Raw genomic sequence first — 17,304 nt, 5'->3', positions numbered from 1 at the left:
GGTCGGGAAACCGGCGCGTTCGCCGTGATATGGCGCCCATGGCAGGCGGTTTTTCCCGACCGTGACGGTCGTCGAATCCACCACCCGAAGCGGTTTGGGAAACCGAAGCGAGCGGCGGGTTTGGCGGTTGCACTTGGAAATGATCAACGCCAACAAGCGGTTCATGATGTCATAGGGAACTTCTTTCGCTTTCTTGGATACTGTGGAATAATGGAATCGCGGCAATCCATACAGAGGCCCCACATCGGCTCCGTGGCGAAAGCTTTTCCATTGATGCATGGCGGCCAGCAGGAAGAAGTGAATCAACTCGCGCAACGTAAAGGTTCGAGACGAATCACGATACCCAACCGCTTCGGCAATCAGTTGAATCTCTTCATCCGAAACAAGTTTTTGCATCAAATTCGGGAGTGTGGTATGCTTGTTCATAGAGAGCACCTCCTGGGTTTGTTTGTGTCGTTACTCACATTCTACAGGAAAGGTGCTCTTTTTTCTATACCCTTTGGATTTTATTGGATAATCAACACGCCTGGATTGATAAATAAAATTACAGGAAGAATTATTTTCTTCATTTACACTTTCACCTTTTACTGGAAAATGGATTGAACAAAATCTTTTATCCTGAATCCGTGACAGAAGTGTATCAAAAATGCTGGGAAACCCAATCGTGTCGAGACTTCGACTCCATTTCGAATGTTCACCTATTAGGTGAAGAACCCCGAGTGCAATATTTTGTTGATTGATCCAGTTTTCTTGGCAGCTTTGAACGCGTCTTTATCACGGATTCAGGTTTTATATAATTTTAACAAAATATAGAAATGTTTTAAATAGTTTTTTTATCTGTAGATGAGTATTTTTCATTATAATAATTTCCATGTCATAAGAGGTAAACAGGGTACTCCTTAGGCGACATGGAGCTGTTTTTTGATCGCATCAATGGGAATATCTTGCTTCGCAGCGTTATCAATGAACTCGACGATGCTGTGGCCTTTCCGCGATCGAAGCAACTCCAGCCCAGCGGAAAGGGTTTGTTGGGATTCGGCAATGCTGTACACGCAGGCTAAAGCACCACTGCCCCATACCGTTTCACCGCCCGAACATGGCGAACGCGGTATCCATCTAGCTTCAGTTGCTCTTTCGCCTGCTGGAAAGCGCATTCGCTCGTTCAACGCTGGGCATCGTAACGCGAGATGTCTTCGTCGCTAAGCTCCCGATCGGTGCTCAAGAAGACACGGAGATGGTCCGGAGTCATCGGCTGATCCGCCTTCTAAGCCAGCAGCACCACCGCGTCATCGAGGCCATGGATCGACCCCTCATAGCGATACACGCGGTAACGCTCCTGACCCACCGTGACGAGGCGGGGGCTTGAGGCTTGATATAGCGGGCCAACGACTTGGTTTGGATGGCGATGCCTTTCGGATCAAGAATCCGGTTCGTCTTGAGCATGGCGATGACATGGAATCCCTGTTTCAGGCAGGCTTCGATGAGTTCCTTGGACGGATACCATGAATCCATAAGCACATACATCGGACGAGCCCGTTTCCCTTTGAACAAGGAAAGCATCTCGATTGCCAGGTCCATTTTGCTGGTTTCCACCTTTTTGTCATACAAGTGGAACGCGAACGGAAACGCTTGCGTGAAGGTGTGCACCATCAGCCAAACGAGCGAATGCCCCCAGACCATTTGATGATCTTTATGGGAGTCATGACAATCACATCCTTGAATGACGTGCGTTGCCCGTGACGAAGGCTTCGTTTTTTGGCAAATCGTATCATCCATCGAAAGGAAAAGGGGCTGATTGGGGTCCGTTTGGCCAGGCGTTCGATCTGGGGAAGAACCCGTTCTTGAAGCTTCTCAAACAGCCTTTCCTCGTTCCAAGGGCTTTTCGTGAAAATGAGTTTGCTTTTCGAAAAGGGCATGACTACGGAGTGGCGATCATGGATGCCGGGAGAAGTGTATGCCAGTGAAGCAGGAAAGAACAGGAAGCCATTGGACGTGCATGGACTCATGTGTGTCGTGAGCGATTGGGTCCCAAGCGATGAAAAAAGCGATTCAAGGGGTTTGCCCAGAGACGACACATGTGGTGGATTATTTTCATGTCATTCAGCTGTTTACCGATGTGTTAGAACGTTGTCGCAAATATGTGGACAAAGGGGGGCAAGAAACACGGAAATGTTCGTTACGTTTGCCGGTTATTGAGCTAATGCCTAGAGAAGTTGACGGAGGAAGAACGTCAAATCATAGGAGAATGGTGTAACGAAAGCGATGTGCCTGAATCCGTGACAGCAGCTCATCAAAAGCACCGGAAAACGTAATCATATCAAGGGTTTAGCCCAGTTTCGGATGTTCACTTATTGAGTGAAAAGCAAAAAGTGTGATATTTGTTGATTTATCAAGCTTTCTCAGCAGTTTGAACGCGTTTTTATCACGGATTCAGGGATGTGATTATTATGTGTTATAGTTGGAAGATATGGAATGGATCGTCCATTTCTTTAACTAATGAGCATCCATGATGCTAGGATTGGCATCATGGATCTGTTTTTAGGGGATGATACGTATTTCTTAGTTTATCGGCTGAAACAGACGCCAACAACATCATCACAGCGGAATATACATGGGACGCATTGGGCCACCCGGTCACGATGACGAAAGGCGGAGCCACTTACTACTATCATTTGAACGGTCATGGAGATGTCGTGGCATTGACGGACGCAAGCGGAAATGTCGTTGTCCAATACGAGTATGACGCATGGGGCAACATTGTGAACCGGCGCGCTGGCATTGGCGGCAGTCCGGGAAATCCGTATACATTGGGGGCTTGAGTTTGATACCATGCATGGAGTGACTTAAACAAAATGTTTTTGGCGTGATCGCGCCTCGAATCATCTCCTTCATGGTGTTCACTGCTTCGGCTGCGGCTATCTTTACTTTTGTACATGGGCGAGGCATCTCTCTTTTCGAAGCGGCATGAGCACCTCTCATGCGGGTGCAAAACGATGGACGTGGGAGGGGTGGTGGTTTATAATATTTCTTGAATCATTTGAATATTCAGGAGGTATGGGGATGGAGCGAACCGTTGTTGAAACAAGGTACGGACGGTTGCGCGGGGAAATGAATGAAGGCGTTTTTGTTTGGAAAGGAATTCCGTACGCGAAAGCGCCGGTCGGTGAGCGCCGGTTTTTGCCGCCGGAGCCGCCCGATGCGTGGGATGGGGTGCGGGAGGCGACATCGTTCGGTCCTGTCGTGATGCAGCCGTCGGATCCGATTTTCAGCGGATTGCTCGGGCGGATGAGCGAGGCGCCGAGCGAAGACGGGCTGTACTTGAACATTTGGTCGCCGGCGGCGGATGGGAAGAAGCGCCCGGTGTTGTTTTGGATTCACGGCGGCGCCTTTTTGTTCGGTTCGGGTTCTTCGCCGTGGTATGACGGGACGGCGTTCGCGAAACACGGCGATGTCGTTGTCGTGACGATCAACTACCGAATGAACGTGTTTGGCTTTTTGCATCTCGGTGATTCGTTCGGCGAAGCGTACGCGCAAGCCGGGAATCTCGGCATTTTGGACCAAGTGGCGGCGCTGCGCTGGGTGAAGGAGAACATTGCGGCGTTTGGTGGTGATCCGGACAACATCACGATTTTCGGTGAATCGGCCGGAGCGGCGAGCGTCGGCGTGCTGTTGTCGCTTCCGGAGGCCAGCGGGCTGTTTCGGCGCGCCATGTTGCAAAGCGGTTCGGGATCGCTTCTTCTCCGTTCGCCGGAGACCGCGATGGCGATGACCGAACGCATTCTTGATAAGGCTGGCATCCGTCCGGGCGACCGCGAACGGCTGTTGTCGATTCCTGCCGAGGAGCTGCTGCGGGCGGCGCTGTCGCTCGGTCCAGGGGTCATGTACGGTCCGGTGGTGGATGGCCGCGTATTGCGCCGCCATCCGATCGAAGCGCTCCGCTACGGGGCGGCCAGCGGCATTCCGATTCTCATCGGCGTGACGAAAGACGAGTACAACTTGTTTACCTTGACGGATCCGTCATGGACAAAGCTTGGCGAAAAGGAACTTCTTGACCGAATCAACCGGGAAGTCGGGCCGGTGCCAGAAGAGGCCATCCGCTATTACAAAGAAACGGCGGAGCCGTCGGCGCCTACTTGGCAAACGTGGCTTCGCATCATGACGTACCGCGTATTTGTCGAGGGGATGCTGCGGACGGCGGACGCCCAAGCGGCGCAAGGGGCGGATGTGTACATGTACCGCTTTGACTATGAGACGCCGGTGTTCGGCGGCCAGCTGAAAGCATGCCACGCGCTCGAGCTGCCGTTTGTGTTTCACAATCTCCATCAGCCGGGCGTCGCGAATTTCGTCGGCAACCGGCCGGAGCGCGAGGCGATCGCCAATGAAATGCATTACGCTTGGCTCTCGTTTGCCCGCACCGGAGACCCGAACGGTGCTCACTTGCCGGAAGCGTGGCCGGCGTATACGAACGAGCGCAAGGCGGCCTTTGTCTTTTCGGCCGCCAGCCATGTCGAGGACGACCCGTTCGGCCGCGAGCGGGCGGCATGGCAAGGACGCTAGAAGATTTGATTCGTGAGGGAGCACCGCCGTCTGCGGAAAAAATGGAGCTTCGGCCTCTCTCCGCTAAACCAACAAAGGAACGGCCAACCGCCGTTCCTTTTTATTCGTTCGCCCCTCGGGAAGGAAGCCCGAACTGTTCCGCGAGCGCCGGGTCGCGGTCGATGGCCTCGATGAGCTTGCGCATGACGTTGATGTCAAACGTAAAGTTCGCCCCGATCGGCGAGGTGACGAAAATTTTCCCTTCCTTTGCCTCGCGCGCCCGTTTGAATTGATAGCCGTCAATCGCGATGACGACTCGTTCGTCCGGTCTTGCCATTGAAGTCCCTCCAGTCGTTGCCGATTTGCTTTCTATTGTAACGCATTTCGGCTGCGGACGACAATGATCATACCGCGCCCGAGGCATGGAGCGTCAAGCAGATGGAGGATGAAACGTTCCCCCATCTATGCAAAGGGGTAGAGGCAGGGAATTTTTTTGGCCCCCGCCCTCCGATTCAGCTGTCTTGCAAAGACAGGAAACGCAGTCTTTCCTTCAACACCGTTCCATTCTTCCGTTGCCTCCAGGCCGATCAGATCAGGTCAGATACGTTGCGATTTTTGCCAGGCATTCGTCAATGATTTCATCGATTTCCTCCATTTGAGCATCTTCTGGCTTGTATTTTTTTAAAACTTTTAGATGAGGGGCTTTCCAATCTAATGTTTCACAAAAATGTTTCACAAAAAAGATCCATGGGCAATGGTTTGCCCTCCACCCAGGGATGAAAATCCCCCTTTTCTTCCCATAATGAAGAATAGGCGCAAACAGTTTAACAGGACGTTATGCTTAATGGTGGCTTAGACCCTGTACGGAAAAGTGTTTGAATCCACTGGGTGCACCACCCATTGTCCGCCCTTTCCTGTGATAGAGGAAAGGTGACGACGAACGGAAAACTGCCGCATGTCTCCCGTGGATTCGCTGTTTGCGCACTCGATCATCGAAAAGGAGGATTTTCATCATGGATGTCATCTATCCTCGCTGCGCAGGATTGGATGTTCATGCCGAAACCATCGTCGCCTGCGCGCTATGGGAAGAAGATGGACACATTCAAAAGGACATTCAAACCTTCTCCACGTTCTCGAARGGACTTGGCGACCTGCTTGAGTGGCTCGAAGAACATGGCGTTACCCATGTCGCCATGGAATCCACCGGCGTGTATTGGAAACCGGTCTTCGCCTTCCTCGAGGGCTATGTCGACTTGACACTGGCCAATCCGCAGCGGATCAAAAATGTCCCGGGAAGAAAAACCGATGTCTCGGACGCCGAGTGGATCGCCAAGCTGCTCCGCCATGGACTCGTTGAAAAAAGTTTCGTCCCCCCAGCGGATATTCGCGAATTGCGGGATTTTACCCGCCTCCGCAAAAAGTGGGTCGGACAGCTGACTTCGGAGAAAAACCGGATTCAAAAAGTGCTCGAGTCTTCCAATGTCAAACTCGGCTCGGTCCTCTCCGATCTCTTCGGCGTTTCCGGAAAAGACATCCTCGCCCGGCTGCTGGAGAAGGGATACGTGGACAAGGACGAGTTGGATCAATGCCTGCGCGGAAGGCTCAAAAAGAAAAAGCAAGCGGTGTACGATTCGCTGCTCGGCACCTTGACCGAACACGAGCTCCGTCTCCTTCGCCTCTTGTGGAAACACGTKGAGGAATTGGAGCGGCTCATCGAAGAAGTCGACCARCACATCGACCGCCTGCTCGAGCCGTATCGCGAGGAAGTGAACCTGCTGATGACCATGCCCGGAGTGAAAAAACAAACCGCCGCCGTCATCATCGCCGAGATGGGAACCGACATGAGCGTCTTTGAAACGCCGGAACGGGCGGCTTCATGGACTGGATTGTCCCCCGGCAACCATGAAAGCGCCGGAAAGCGAAAGAGCACGCGCACGACAAAAGGCAATCCCCATCTCCGATCGGCGTTATGCGAGGCGGCATGGTCAGCAGCTCGATCCAAGACGCATCCCTTGTCCCGAAAGTTTTGGTCGTTGGCGGCCCGGTGCGGGAAGAAAAAAGCCCTCATCGCCATTGCTCGGCGGATGTTGGTGATCATCTTTTGCATGATCTCCCGCAAAGAGCCGTTCCGCCAACCACAACTTATTTAGTCTAGCCAAAAGGCAGACAGGTTATACGAGATGCCTAAAATCGGGCACCTCTGCTTTCCTATTGCCTTTTTTGGCCATTTTCAGTATACCCTCACGGATCAGGAGCGTATACCGCACTCACCAAGTGGTGGGGATTTTCACGGAAAAATCATTTATAATGAATGGGACGAACAAATATTTTGCAAAAGGTTGGGGACGATCGTGAAATTGTATGACTCGATTTTAGATTTGATCGGTGGTACGCCGATCGTGAAGCTCAACCGTCTCCCGGATCGGGAGGGAGCGGACGTATATATAAAACTCGAATCGTTCAACCCAGGCGGCAGCGTCAAAGATCGGCCGGCTTGGGAAATGATCCGCCGGGCAGAGGCGGAAGGGAAAATTACGCCTGGAAAAAGCACGATCATCGAACCGACGTCCGGCAACACCGGCATCGGGTTGGCCATGGTGTGCGCCGCCCGCGGGTATCGCTGCATCATCACGATGCCCGACAATGCGACGGTGGAGCGGGTGAAAATTTTAAAGGCGTACGGAGCCGAAGTTTATTTGACGCCGGCGGAGAAGCGGATGCAAGGGGCAATTGATGAAGCGAACCGGCTGGCTGGCGAAATCCCTGACAGCTTCATTCCGATGCAGTTTGAAAATTCGGCCAATCCGGATGCGCATCGCCATACAACGGCGGTGGAAATTTACGAGGCGTTTGATGGGCGGCTCGATGCGTTCGTGCTCACCGCCGGCACCGGCGGGACGGTGACGGGAACAGGGGAGGAACTGAAAAAGCGCATTCCAAATTTGCGCATTTACGTCGTTGAACCGTACGGTTCGCCGGTGTTGTCGGGCGGGAAGCCGGGGCCGCACAAAATTCCCGGCACGGGTCCGGGGTTTATCCCGAAAATTTTAAACCGCTCGATTTACGATGACATTTTTTTGATCAAAGATGAGGATGCCCAGCAAATGGCGCGCCAACTGGCGGCCAAGGAAGGCATTTTGGTCGGCGCCTCAGCGGCGGCGAGCGCTTATTACGCCATCAAAGTGGCAAAACAGCTCCCGAAAGGCGCACGCGTCCTTTGCATGGCGCCCGATTCCGGCGAGCGGTATTTGTCATCCGATTTATTCGCCGATTAAGCGGACGTCGATCGACGAAAAAAGCGAGGATTTCTTGCATTTCATTGGGAAGTGAAGCATTCCTCTCTGCAAAACAAAGAGGAATGCTTTTGTTTGATCGTTTGCCGGTGTGGAGAACAAAAAAACCGACCGTCGTTCTTGATGAAGGATGACAATCGGCTTTCTTTCTGGTTCCTTGGCGCATGCGTTGAGCGCCTCAGCGGGGAGTGCGGTGAATCGTTGCTGTTCTTTTGGCAGATCGAACGAGCGCAGCGCTGCGTCATGGTCGGAATGATAAAAACAGTGACGGATTTCATGAACCATTTCGAATCCTCCATCGATGACGGCAGGAACGCTTGGGGAGATGGGCCGGCAATTGCCGGTGATGTTGCTGACAGCGTTCATCGCTTTGGCGCCGGGGGGTATGGATCAAATGGGGATTTTGGCGCGGGAAGCGCATGCCGATCTTGCTGTTGTGACAAGTTATCAAATGTTCCGCATTTTTTTATTTTGCTTGTCGTTCCGCCGGTGCTGAAAAAATGGTTTGCCGCCCGCTGGTTTCGATCGATTGAACGATGGGTCATGCCGTCTGCGTCAATCCAAAAGAAAGGGCTGTGACAAGAAACAAATATATGCTAAACTAGAAAGAAAAAGGAGGGGGGTTGCCATGAACCATTCGACCGTTTATCGTCCGCACAGCCCGGTGGCGAAGTTGGCGGTTTCCTTTTTAGCGGCGCTGGCTGTTGCGACCGCAGGGCTGTATGCCGGGCAATGGGTGCCGGCCGGGATGTACTTGCCGCTCTATGGCTTGGAACTCATTTTGCTTTTGGTGATGATCTTCGCCCGCAGCAAAAAAGCGGTCGGCTATCCGCTCATGTTTGCGTTTATGTTTGTCTCGGGGGCGACGCTCTATCCGCTCATCGGCTATTACTTGTCCGTCATCGGTGCAGCGGCGGTGTTCAAAGCGTTTGCGCTGGCCGTCGTCTCGTTTTCCGGCGTTGCCATTTACGCGGCGAGAACGAAAGAAGATTTTTCGTTCCTCGGCGGGTTTTTGATGCTTGGCGCGTTTGCGCTTCTTGGCTTGCTGATCATCCAATGGTTCATTCCATTTTCCAGCGTCGGGCAAATGGGCATCGCTGCTTTGGGGATTTTGATTTTCCTTGGCTTTACGATTTACGACATCAACCGTTTGGCCCGCTACGGCTTTACGGAAGCGGATATCCCGATGATTGTCGTCAATATTTACCTTGATTTCATCAATTTGTTTGTCTACATTTTGCGTTTTTTCGCCAGCGATGAGGATTGAGTGCCAAAAAGGGCTGCCAAAAGGAGCAGCCCTTTTTCTATGACGATGGCACAGATCAAAGCGGCAAGTCGAAAGGGTGCGGCTATTTTTTTACGGCATGAAAGGTGAAACGCGGTGAGGCAGGAATCGGCAAATGGTGGGGCGAATAAAAGAAAGAAATGGAGAAGAAAGGGGCCTCATGATGAAGTTTGCCGTCAATGTTTCGACGATTTTCACGGAAGCGCCGTTTCTTGCCCGGTTTTGCCAAGGCGAAGCAGCACGGGTTTTCGCACGTTGAGTGCCAGTTTCCGTACGCTGCGGCGCCTGAGGCGGTTGCCGCTGAACTGGAGGAATACGGGCTGTCGCTCGTTACGATCAACTTGCCGGCCGGCGATTGGGAAAAGGGGGAGCGCGGACTGGCGATTCTTCCCGGCCGTCATGACGATTTCCGCCGTGCGCTTGAGGAAGGGGTGCGCTATGCGCTCGCGCTTGGCGCGCCGCGTCTTCATTGCATGGCTGGAGTGGTTCCGGCCGATTTGCCGCGGGAACGGGCGAAAGAAATATACATGCGCCGCTTGGATGAGGCGGCCGCTGCGCTCGGCGTCCACGGTTTGACGCTGACGATTGAACCGATCAATCCGTTCGATATGCCGGGCTACTTTTTAACGGATATTGATGAAGTCGTGGCCATCATTCGCGCTCTTGGCAGGGCAAATGTGAAAGTGCAATACGACATCTACCATATGGCGCGGCTTGGGCGCGATGTGACAGCGACGTTTGCGGCCTATGAACCATTGATTGACCATGTGCAATTTGCCGATGCCCCCGGGCGGCATGAGCCGGGGACGGGAGCGCTGGTGGGCGAACCGGAAAACCGGCTTTGGCGCCATGGGGGCGATTTCGCCGGATTATTTAGTGCAAGACGGCGTCATTCCGCGCAGCCGGCTGCCGGAAGTGTTGAACGAAATCGCCAACATCAGCCGCAAATACGGGCTTCGGATTGCGAATATTTTCCATGCTGGAGACGGCAATTTGCACCCGCTTGTGTTGTTTGATGCGAGCAAGCCTGGGGAGACAGAGCGGGTGCTTGCCGCCGGAAGCGAATGCCTCAAGGCGTGTGCAGCCGTCGGCGGATCGATCACCGGCGAACATGGCGTTGGCATTGAGAAAAAAGAAGAGATGCGCTTCATCTTCACTGACGAGGAAATTTTGGCGCAAACGGCCATCCGCGACGTGTTTAACCCGAAAAACTTTCTCAACGCCGGCAAGCTGTTCCCGACGCCGGGGCGTTGTGTAGAGACAAAGACGCCGTCGACAGTGAAATGAAAATTTTTTGAAAACGATTGCCAGTCATTTCGTTTCATGGTATCATCTTTTTAGAGAAATTGGGAAACGATGTTTCGTAATAAGAAACAAGAGAGGGGAAGAGAATAATGGGCGAATACGTACAAAAAGGGAACATCCAAGTCGCCAAAGTGTTGTACGACTTTGTCAACGAGGAGCTTCTGCCGAACAGCGGGTTGGATCAAGACAAGTTTTGGAGCGATTTCGGCGCGCTCATTTCCGACTTGACGCCGCGCAACAAAGAATTGCTCGCCCGCCGCGACGAAATTCAAGAAAAATTGAATGAGTGGCATAAAGCGCATCGCGGCCGCTTTGATTTTAACGAATATAAAGCATTTTTGACAGACATCGGCTATTTGGAGCCGGAAGTCGAGGATTTCGAAATTACGACAGAAAATGTGGATGATGAAATTGCCGTGCAAGCCGGGCCGCAGCTCGTCGTGCCGCTCACAAACGCCCGCTATGCGCTGAACGCCGCCAATGCCCGCTGGGGCAGCTTATATGACGCGCTGTACGGCACCGACGCCATCAGCGAAGAAGACGGCGCCTCACGCGGTTCATCGTACAACCCGGTGCGCGGGGCGAAAGTCATCGCCTACGGACGGAAGTTTTTGGATGAGGCGGTGCCGCTTGCCGAATATTCCCATCAAGACGCAGTCCAATACGCGGTTGTGGACGGGCGGCTCGTCGTGACGGTTGAAGGAGGGGCGACGACAGGGCTGAAAGAGCCGGAAAAATTCGTCGGCTTCCAAGGCGACCCGCAACATCCGACAGCGGTGTTGCTGAAGAACAATGGTCTTTACATTGAAATTCAAATCGACCGCGAGCATCCGGTCGGCAAAACGGACAAAGCCGGCATTAAAGACATTGTGCTCGAAGCGGCGGTCACAACGATCATGGACGGCGAAGATTCGGTGGCGGCCGTTGATGCCGAAGACAAAGTGCTTGTCTACCGCAACTTGTCCGGCCTCATCAAAGGCGATTTGACGGCGACGTTTGAGAAAAACGGCAAGCTGATGACGCGGGCGTTAAACCCGGATCGCGTCTATGAAACGCCGGATGGCGGAAAGCTTGTGCTGCCGGGCCGTTCGCTTATGTTCGTGCGCAACGTCGGGCACTTAATGACGAACAACGCGATTTTGCATGCGAATGGCGAAGAAGTGCATGAAGGGATCATCGATGCCGTCATTACGAGCTTGATCATGAAACACTCGCTCATCGGCAATACGCGCTATTTGAACTCGCGCAAAGGCTCGATTTACATCGTCAAGCCGAAAATGCACGGATCGGCGGAAGTGGCGTTTGCCAATGAGCTGTTTGACCGCGTCGAAGACATGCTCGGCCTCGAGCGGAACACGATCAAAATCGGCGTCATGGATGAAGAGCGGCGGACGTCGCTCAACTTGAAAAACTGCATCTACCAAGTGCGCGACCGCATCGTCTTTATCAACACCGGCTTCCTCGACCGGACGGGCGACGAGATTCATACATCGATGGAAGCAGGGCCGATGCTGCGCAAAAACGAGATGAAATCATCGACTTGGCTGCAGGCGTATGAAAAATCGAACGTTGCCGTTGGGCTTGCCGCCGGCTTCCGCGGCCGGGCGCAAATCGGCAAAGGGATGTGGGCGATGCCGGATTTGATGGCCGAAATGCTGAAGCAAAAAGGGGCGCAGCTGAAAGCGGGCGCCAACACGGCATGGGTGCCGTCACCGACGGCGGCTACGCTCCATGCGCTTCATTACCATCAAGTGAACGTCGCGGCTGTGCAAAGCGAGCTGGCGAACGAGCGAGCCGACTATCGCGATGACATTTTGCAAATTCCGGTTGTCGACAACCCGCAATGGACGGAAGAGGAAATTCAAGAAGAAATCGACAACAACTGCCAGAGCATTTTAGGTTATGTTGTCCGCTGGGTCGATCAAGGAATCGGCTGCTCGAAAGTGCCGGACATCCATAACATTGGGCTGATGGAAGACCGGGCGACGCTCCGCATTTCGAGCCAAATTCTCGCCAACTGGCTCCACCATGGCATTTGCACGAAAGAGCAAGTGCTTGAAGCGCTTAAGCGAATGGCGAAGGTCGTCGACGAGCAAAATGCCGGCGATCCGAACTATCGGCCGATGGCGCCGAACTACGATGATTCGGTGGCGTTCCAAGCGGCGTGCGACCTCGTGTTCCTCGGCTATGAACAGCCAAACGGCTATACCGAGCCGATTTTGCACCGCCGCCGCCAAGAAGCGAAAGCAAAATTTGCGGCTGTGCAGCCATAAGCCGACGCCGGAATCGAGGGGCAAGGGCGGCATCGCTCTTGTTCCTTCCTTATATGAATTATAAATCAGAAAATTCAATAAATAATGAGAAGGGAGGTCGCTCCTATATAGATGCAACAAAGAAGTTTAACATATCCTTGACAGAAAAGAGGTTTGCCCATTTTCGACTGTCGAAGGCAATCGTGTGGCTTGCCTCCGTCACGCCTTAGCGTGACGGAAGACCGAACAACGACTCGCTTCACAAACCCATTCATGGGTCTTTAAGCGGCGTTGTTCGGTCACACAACAGTCGGATGCAATGACTGGCAAAGACGAAAAACGTTAAAGCATTAAATTGCATCACGAGCTCAGGTTAGTAGCCAGGAATTGGATATGGAACAGTTAAGGGAAAAAGCATTGCTTGTCCATCGGCAGGCAAAAGGAAAATTGTCCGTCGAGCTGGAAGTGCCGGTCGTTGATATGAATGACTTAAGCGTCATTTATTCGCCAGGTGTGGCAGAGCCGTGCAAAGAAATTTCCGCCAATCTACGAAGGTCGTCTGCACGGCATGAACGCGCTAAAAGAAGACTTGGCGAAACAAACAAACAGGGAGCGCCTGGCGGGAACGCTCGCTGATGTGATCAAGGGCGCCGATGTATTTATCGGCGTTTCGGCTGCCGGCGCGTTGACGCCGGCGATGGTCCGAACAATGAACCGCGGCGCGATCGTGTTTGCGCTTGCCAATCCGGTGCCGGAAATTATGCCGGATGAGGCAAAGACCGCCGGCGCCGCCATCGTGGCAACCGGCCGGTCGGATTTGCCGAACCAAGTGAACAATGTGCTTGCCTTCCCCGGCGTCTTTCGCGGCGCGCTCGATGTGCGGGCGCGAGAAATCATGGACATTGGACGGTTGGAAAATCGTTTGATACGTTCACGCCGCTCGGCCCGGTTATTGAAACGGAGCTTGACCCGCTGTCGGTGTCGGTGAAAGCGCGCGTGAACGGCGTCGAAAAACAAAACAGCCCGACAGAGCTCATGATCATTTCGATCAGCAAAATGATCTCCTATTTGTCCCATGTCATGACGTTGCAGCCGGGCGATGTCATTTTAACCGGAAGCCCGGTCGGCGCTGAGCTGGTTGGCCCGGGAACAGTCATTGAATGTGAAGTGGACGGCATCGGCACGCTCCGCAATATGTTTGTCGCCGCCAAAGCGCCGGCTGTTTCCGTTTCGTAAAGATGATGGTTTGCTGCCAGCGAAGGGGGCGCGCATGCCCCATTGCTGCCGGACGGTGCGTTTGCGGGATTCGGTTTTGCCTGCCTGCAAACGCTCGGTCGTTCGTGTATAATGGTGGGCGGAGAGAACAAATTGAGGTGAAGGCAATGGAAAAAGAAAATATAGTGAAATCTGTAAGTCGGGCGTTGCAAATTATTGACATCGTCAGTGCGAAAAAAGACGGGCTAGGCGTGACGGAAATCGCGAAACAAATGGACATTAACAAAAGTTCCGTCTACCGCATTTTAACGACGCTCGCCCAATACGGTTACATCGAGCAGCATCCGGAAACAGAGCGTTACAAGCTTGGCTACAAGTTTTTGGAAATCAGCTCGAAACTGCTTGACTCGATTGATTTGCGCCAAGAGGCGCGTCCGTATTTGCGCCAGCTCGAGAAAGAGACGAACGAAGTGGTCCATCTCGTCGTCTATGACCAAGGGGAAGTCATTTATATTGAAAAATTGGAAGGAACGGAAACGCTGCGCATGCATTCGAAAGTCGGCAAGCGGGCGCCAATGCATTGCACGGCCGTTGGCAAGGCGATTTTAGCCAGCTTGCCGCCGGCTGTCGCCGCCGAGATCATCGACCGGAAAGGGTTGCCCAGACATACGGATTGGACGATCACCGACCGCGAGGCGTTTTTCCGCGAGCTTGACACCATTCGGCAAAACGGATATGCGCTTGACCTGGAAGAAAATGAATATGGCATCCGCTGCGTCGCGGTGCCGATTTTCGACTATACAGGAAGCGTTGTCGCCGCCGTCAGCGTTTCCGGCCCGACGATCCGCATGACGGATGGCCGCATCATGAGGCTTGCTGCGCGCATGCGCCAAATCGGCAAAGAACTCTCCGCCCGACTCGGCCATCGGCCGATTCATTCCGTCCAGCCGTAACGGCTGGGCGTTTTGTTTTGCGGCGCGAACGGCCGGCTGGGCATGGCGGACGGAAGGGCATGCAGCCGAGCCGTGTTGCGCTTCGCTTCCCGAAAGACGCCCGCTTTTCGCCGCGTTTTGCTAGTGCAAACGGCAATGATGCATGTAAAATAGAAACGAGGTGATTGGCAACGTGAACAAACAGACGCTTTCCGAGTGGATCGAACAGCTTCGTCAGGACCCGAACGTCGTTCATTGGCATGAAATTGAGCCGAAAGAAGCCGACACAGTTCCGTTTCCGACCGAATTGAATCCGCGGCTGCGCGCGGCGCTTGAAGCGCGCGGCATCGCCTCGCTTTACACGCACCAGGCGTCAGCGTATGAGGCGGTGCGAAGCGGGCGGAACATCGTCGCCGTGACGCCGACGGCATCCGGCAAAACGCTCTGCTACAATTTGCCTGTGCTGCAAGCGATCGCGGAGGCGCCGGAAAGCCGCGCTCTTTACTTATTTCCGACCAAGGCGCTCGCCCAAGATCAAAAAAACGAATTACATGAAATCATCGCCGAGATGGGAACGCCGATTTACAGCTATACATACGACGGCGATACGGCGCCGGCGCTGCGGCAAAAAATCCGCCAGGCCGGCCATATTGTCATCACCAACCCGGACATGCTCCATACCGCCATTTTGCCGCACCATACGAAATGGATGTCGCTGTTTGAACAGTTGCGCTACGTCGTCATCGACGAACTGCATACATACCGCGGCGTGTTCGGCAGCCATGTCGCGAACGTCATCCGCCGCCTAAAGCGGATTTGCGCCTTTTACGGCAGCCGGCCGACATTTATTTGCACCTCGGCGACGATCGCCAATCCGCAGGAGTTGGCTGAGCGGCTGATTGGCGAACCGGTGGCGCTGATTGACAACAACGGGGCGCCGCGCGGACGGAAACATATCGTGTTTTACAATCCGCCGGTCGTCGAGCGGACGATGAACGTCCGTCAAAGTGCGACGAAAACGGCGGTCGAACTGGCGCGGCAGCTTTTACGCAACCACATTCCGACGATTGTGTTCGCCCGCAGCCGCGTCCGCGCCGAAATTATCTTAAGCCATTTGCAGGCGGCGGTGAAGGGGCGGATTGGGGAAACGACGGTCCGCGGCTACCGCGGCGGCTACTTGCCGAACGAACGGCGCGCGATTGAAAAGGGGCTGCGCAGCGGGGACATTATCGGGGTGGTCAGCACAAACGCGCTCGAGCTTGGCGTTGATATCGGCCAGCTGCAGGCGTGCATTCTCGCCGGTTACCCAGGAACGATTGCCAGCACGTGGCAGCAAGCCGGCCGCGCCGGCCGCCGCCATGGCGATTCGCTCGTGATTATGGTGGCCGGTTCAAGTCCGCTTGACCAGTACATCGCCGCCCATCCGGAATACTTCTTCGCTCGCTCGCCGGAAACAGCCCGCATCAATCCGGATAATATGCTCATTTTAGTCGACCATCTTAAATGCGCCGCGTACGAGCTTCCGTTTCGGCGCGGCGAGACGTTTGGTGGAGTCGAAGTCGAAGAAGTGCTCGATTTTTTGGCTGAGCAGGGGGTGCTTTATGAGCGCGGCGGCCGCTGGCATTGGATGAGCGAAGCGTTTCCGGCGCAAAACATTAGTTTGCGCTCTGCGGCGCAGGAAAATGTCGTCATTATCGATGTTTCTGACACCGCCCGCCATCGTGTCATCGGTGAGATGGATCGCTTCAGCGCGATGACGCTACTCCATGAAGAAGCGATCTATTTGCACGAAGGGACGCAATACCAAGTTGAGCAGCTTGATTGGGAGGAGAAAAAAGCGTACGTCCGTCAAGTGGATGTCGAATATTTCACCGATGCCAATCTGGCCGTGCAGCTTGAAGTGCTGTCTGAAGACCGTACTGCCGAACGAGGGGCGATGGCCGTCAAGTACGGCGATGTATCGGTCCGGGCGATGGCGACGATGTTTAAAAAGCTGAAACTGTCGACGTTTGAAAACATTGGATGGGGGCCGATCCGCCTGCCGGAAGAAACGCTTCATACGTCGGCGGCATGGCTCGAATGGATGGAAGTGCCGCCGCGGTTTTCCCCGGCGTTGTTTGAGCACATTCTGGTGGGCATCGCCAACGTGCTTGGCCATCTAGTGCCGATGTTTGTCATGTGCGACCGCTCGGATATTCATGTTGTGCCGCAGCTGAAGGCGCCGCACTCCGGACGGCCGACCATTTTCCTTTATGACCGCTATCCGGGCGGCATCGGTTTATCGGAAGCGCTGTTTGAGCGGTATGAACAAATGCTGGCGAAAGTGAAAGAGTGGGTGGAGCGCTGTCCGTGTGCGGATGGCTGTCCATCGTGCATCGGTGCTCTTGATGCGGCAGGGATGCCGGTCAAGCATGAATTGGTGCAGTTTTTAGCTGAACAGCTCGCTGTGCGGAGCGGTTCCTCGGCTTAGCGCCAACCGCGCCCTG

At 54.0% G+C, this 17,304-nt stretch carries 11 protein-coding genes and 7 pseudogenes; 14 read left to right on the top strand and 4 right to left on the bottom strand.

Going from position 1 to position 17,304, the window contains the following annotated elements; translation table 11 throughout:
* Positions 1–426 (bottom strand): annotated as a pseudogene (locus AP057_RS14270) (IS4 family transposase); the annotation flags it as partial.
* A 473-nt stretch (positions 427–899) separates the two neighbouring features.
* A pseudogene (locus AP057_RS16715) lies at positions 900–1,889 on the bottom strand (transposase); the annotation flags it as partial.
* Positions 1,890–2,035: 146 nt separating this feature from the next.
* On the opposite strand from AP057_RS16715, the gene AP057_RS18190 reads away from it, so the two are divergent.
* The 3 genes from AP057_RS18190 to AP057_RS14245 all read left to right on the top strand — a co-directional run bounded on the left by AP057_RS18190 (position 2,036) and on the right by AP057_RS14245 (position 4,557).
* Positions 2,036–2,254, top strand: coding sequence for a transposase (locus AP057_RS18190; protein WP_369813966.1), 219 nt, complete (start codon positions 2,036–2,038; stop codon positions 2,252–2,254).
* Positions 2,255–2,639: 385 nt separating this feature from the next.
* A complete protein-coding gene (locus AP057_RS18185; protein ID WP_121625796.1) occupies positions 2,640–2,819 on the top strand; it encodes an RHS domain-containing protein in 180 nt (59 codons plus the stop codon).
* 241 nt (positions 2,820–3,060) lie between these two features.
* Positions 3,061–4,557: a carboxylesterase/lipase family protein gene (locus tag AP057_RS14245; protein WP_033015113.1), complete on the top strand. Its 1,497-nt coding sequence runs from the start codon at positions 3,061–3,063 to the stop codon at positions 4,555–4,557.
* A 100-nt stretch (positions 4,558–4,657) separates the two neighbouring features.
* Here AP057_RS14245 and AP057_RS14240 read toward each other — a convergent pair whose 3' ends face one another.
* Complete coding sequence (locus AP057_RS14240) at positions 4,658–4,873, bottom strand: hypothetical protein (RefSeq protein WP_033015115.1); 216 nt, start codon at positions 4,871–4,873, stop codon at positions 4,658–4,660.
* Between the two features lie 676 nt (positions 4,874–5,549).
* Here AP057_RS14240 and AP057_RS14230 point away from each other — a divergent pair.
* Together AP057_RS14230 and cysK are read left to right on the top strand one after the other, a co-directional pair.
* Entirely contained in the window at positions 5,550–6,686 is a 1,137-nt protein-coding gene (locus AP057_RS14230) for an IS110-like element ISGka2 family transposase (protein WP_011229840.1), read from the top strand.
* 201 nt (positions 6,687–6,887) lie between these two features.
* Positions 6,888–7,811, top strand: a complete 924-nt coding sequence (gene cysK / locus AP057_RS14225; RefSeq protein WP_033009303.1) for a cysteine synthase A — start codon at positions 6,888–6,890, stop codon at positions 7,809–7,811.
* Here the strand turns inward: cysK and AP057_RS17965 are convergent.
* Positions 7,797–8,114 (bottom strand): hypothetical protein, encoded by a 318-nt coding sequence (locus AP057_RS17965; RefSeq protein ID WP_235468589.1) that lies wholly within the window; start codon positions 8,112–8,114, stop codon positions 7,797–7,799. The two genes, cysK and AP057_RS17965, sit on opposite strands and share 15 nt — an antisense overlap.
* 58 nt (positions 8,115–8,172) lie before the next feature.
* On the opposite strand from AP057_RS17965, the pseudogene AP057_RS16700 reads away from it, so the two are divergent.
* The 9 genes and pseudogenes from AP057_RS16700 to AP057_RS14180 form a co-directional block, all read left to right on the top strand.
* A pseudogene (locus AP057_RS16700) lies at positions 8,173–8,408 on the top strand (AbrB family transcriptional regulator); the annotation flags it as partial.
* Positions 8,409–8,457: 49 nt separating this feature from the next.
* Complete coding sequence (locus AP057_RS14215; RefSeq protein WP_020755708.1) at positions 8,458–9,096, top strand: Bax inhibitor-1/YccA family protein; 639 nt, start codon at positions 8,458–8,460, stop codon at positions 9,094–9,096.
* Between the two features lie 181 nt (positions 9,097–9,277).
* Positions 9,278–9,932: pseudogene (locus AP057_RS14210) on the top strand (TIM barrel protein); the annotation flags it as partial.
* Positions 9,922–10,401 (top strand): annotated as a pseudogene (locus tag AP057_RS16695) (FAD-linked oxidase C-terminal domain-containing protein); the annotation flags it as partial. The pseudogenes AP057_RS14210 and AP057_RS16695, both read left to right, overlap by 11 nt.
* 107 nt (positions 10,402–10,508) lie before the next feature.
* Complete coding sequence (locus tag AP057_RS14200) at positions 10,509–12,692, top strand: malate synthase G (protein WP_055359037.1); 2,184 nt, start codon at positions 10,509–10,511, stop codon at positions 12,690–12,692.
* Positions 12,693–13,215: 523 nt separating this feature from the next.
* Positions 13,216–13,566, top strand: a pseudogene (locus AP057_RS17960) (malic enzyme-like NAD(P)-binding protein); the annotation flags it as partial.
* Between the two features lie 2 nt (positions 13,567–13,568).
* Positions 13,569–13,907 (top strand): annotated as a pseudogene (locus AP057_RS17175) (fumarylacetoacetate hydrolase family protein); the annotation flags it as partial.
* 146 nt (positions 13,908–14,053) lie between these two features.
* On the top strand, positions 14,054–14,839 hold the full coding sequence (locus tag AP057_RS14185; RefSeq protein ID WP_055359035.1) for an IclR family transcriptional regulator: 786 nt from the start codon (positions 14,054–14,056) through the stop codon (positions 14,837–14,839).
* Between the two features lie 172 nt (positions 14,840–15,011).
* Positions 15,012–17,288, top strand: coding sequence for a DEAD/DEAH box helicase (locus AP057_RS14180; protein ID WP_055359034.1), 2,277 nt, complete (start codon positions 15,012–15,014; stop codon positions 17,286–17,288).
* The last annotated feature ends 16 nt before the right edge of the window (positions 17,289–17,304 follow it).

Origin of the sequence: Geobacillus sp. Sah69 (assembly GCF_001414205.1) — a bacterium.
GTDB classification, from domain to species: Bacteria; Bacillota; Bacilli; order Bacillales; family Anoxybacillaceae; genus Geobacillus; species Geobacillus stearothermophilus.
The sequence above is the reverse complement of the archived record's forward strand: the minus strand, read 5'-3'. Positions and strand labels throughout refer to the sequence as shown.

What these genes read in the sequence shown, in the direction of transcription:
- AP057_RS18190 (WP_369813966.1), top strand. Translation starts at nt 2,036, where the DNA reads ATGAAAAAAGCGATTCAAGGGGTTTGCCCAGAGACGACACATGTGGTG.
- AP057_RS18185 (WP_121625796.1), top strand. Translation starts at nt 2,640, where the DNA reads ATGACGAAAGGCGGAGCCACTTACTACTATCATTTGAACGGTCATGGA.
- AP057_RS14245 (WP_033015113.1), top strand. Translation starts at nt 3,061, where the DNA reads ATGGAGCGAACCGTTGTTGAAACAAGGTACGGACGGTTGCGCGGGGAA.
- AP057_RS14240 (WP_033015115.1), bottom strand. Translation starts at nt 4,873, where the DNA reads ATGGCAAGACCGGACGAACGAGTCGTCATCGCGATTGACGGCTATCAA.
- AP057_RS17965 (WP_235468589.1), bottom strand. Translation starts at nt 8,114, where the DNA reads ATGGTTCATGAAATCCGTCACTGTTTTTATCATTCCGACCATGACGCA.
- AP057_RS14215 (WP_020755708.1), top strand. Translation starts at nt 8,458, where the DNA reads ATGAACCATTCGACCGTTTATCGTCCGCACAGCCCGGTGGCGAAGTTG.
- AP057_RS14200 (WP_055359037.1), top strand. Translation starts at nt 10,509, where the DNA reads ATGGGCGAATACGTACAAAAAGGGAACATCCAAGTCGCCAAAGTGTTG.
- AP057_RS14185 (WP_055359035.1), top strand. Translation starts at nt 14,054, where the DNA reads ATGGAAAAAGAAAATATAGTGAAATCTGTAAGTCGGGCGTTGCAAATT.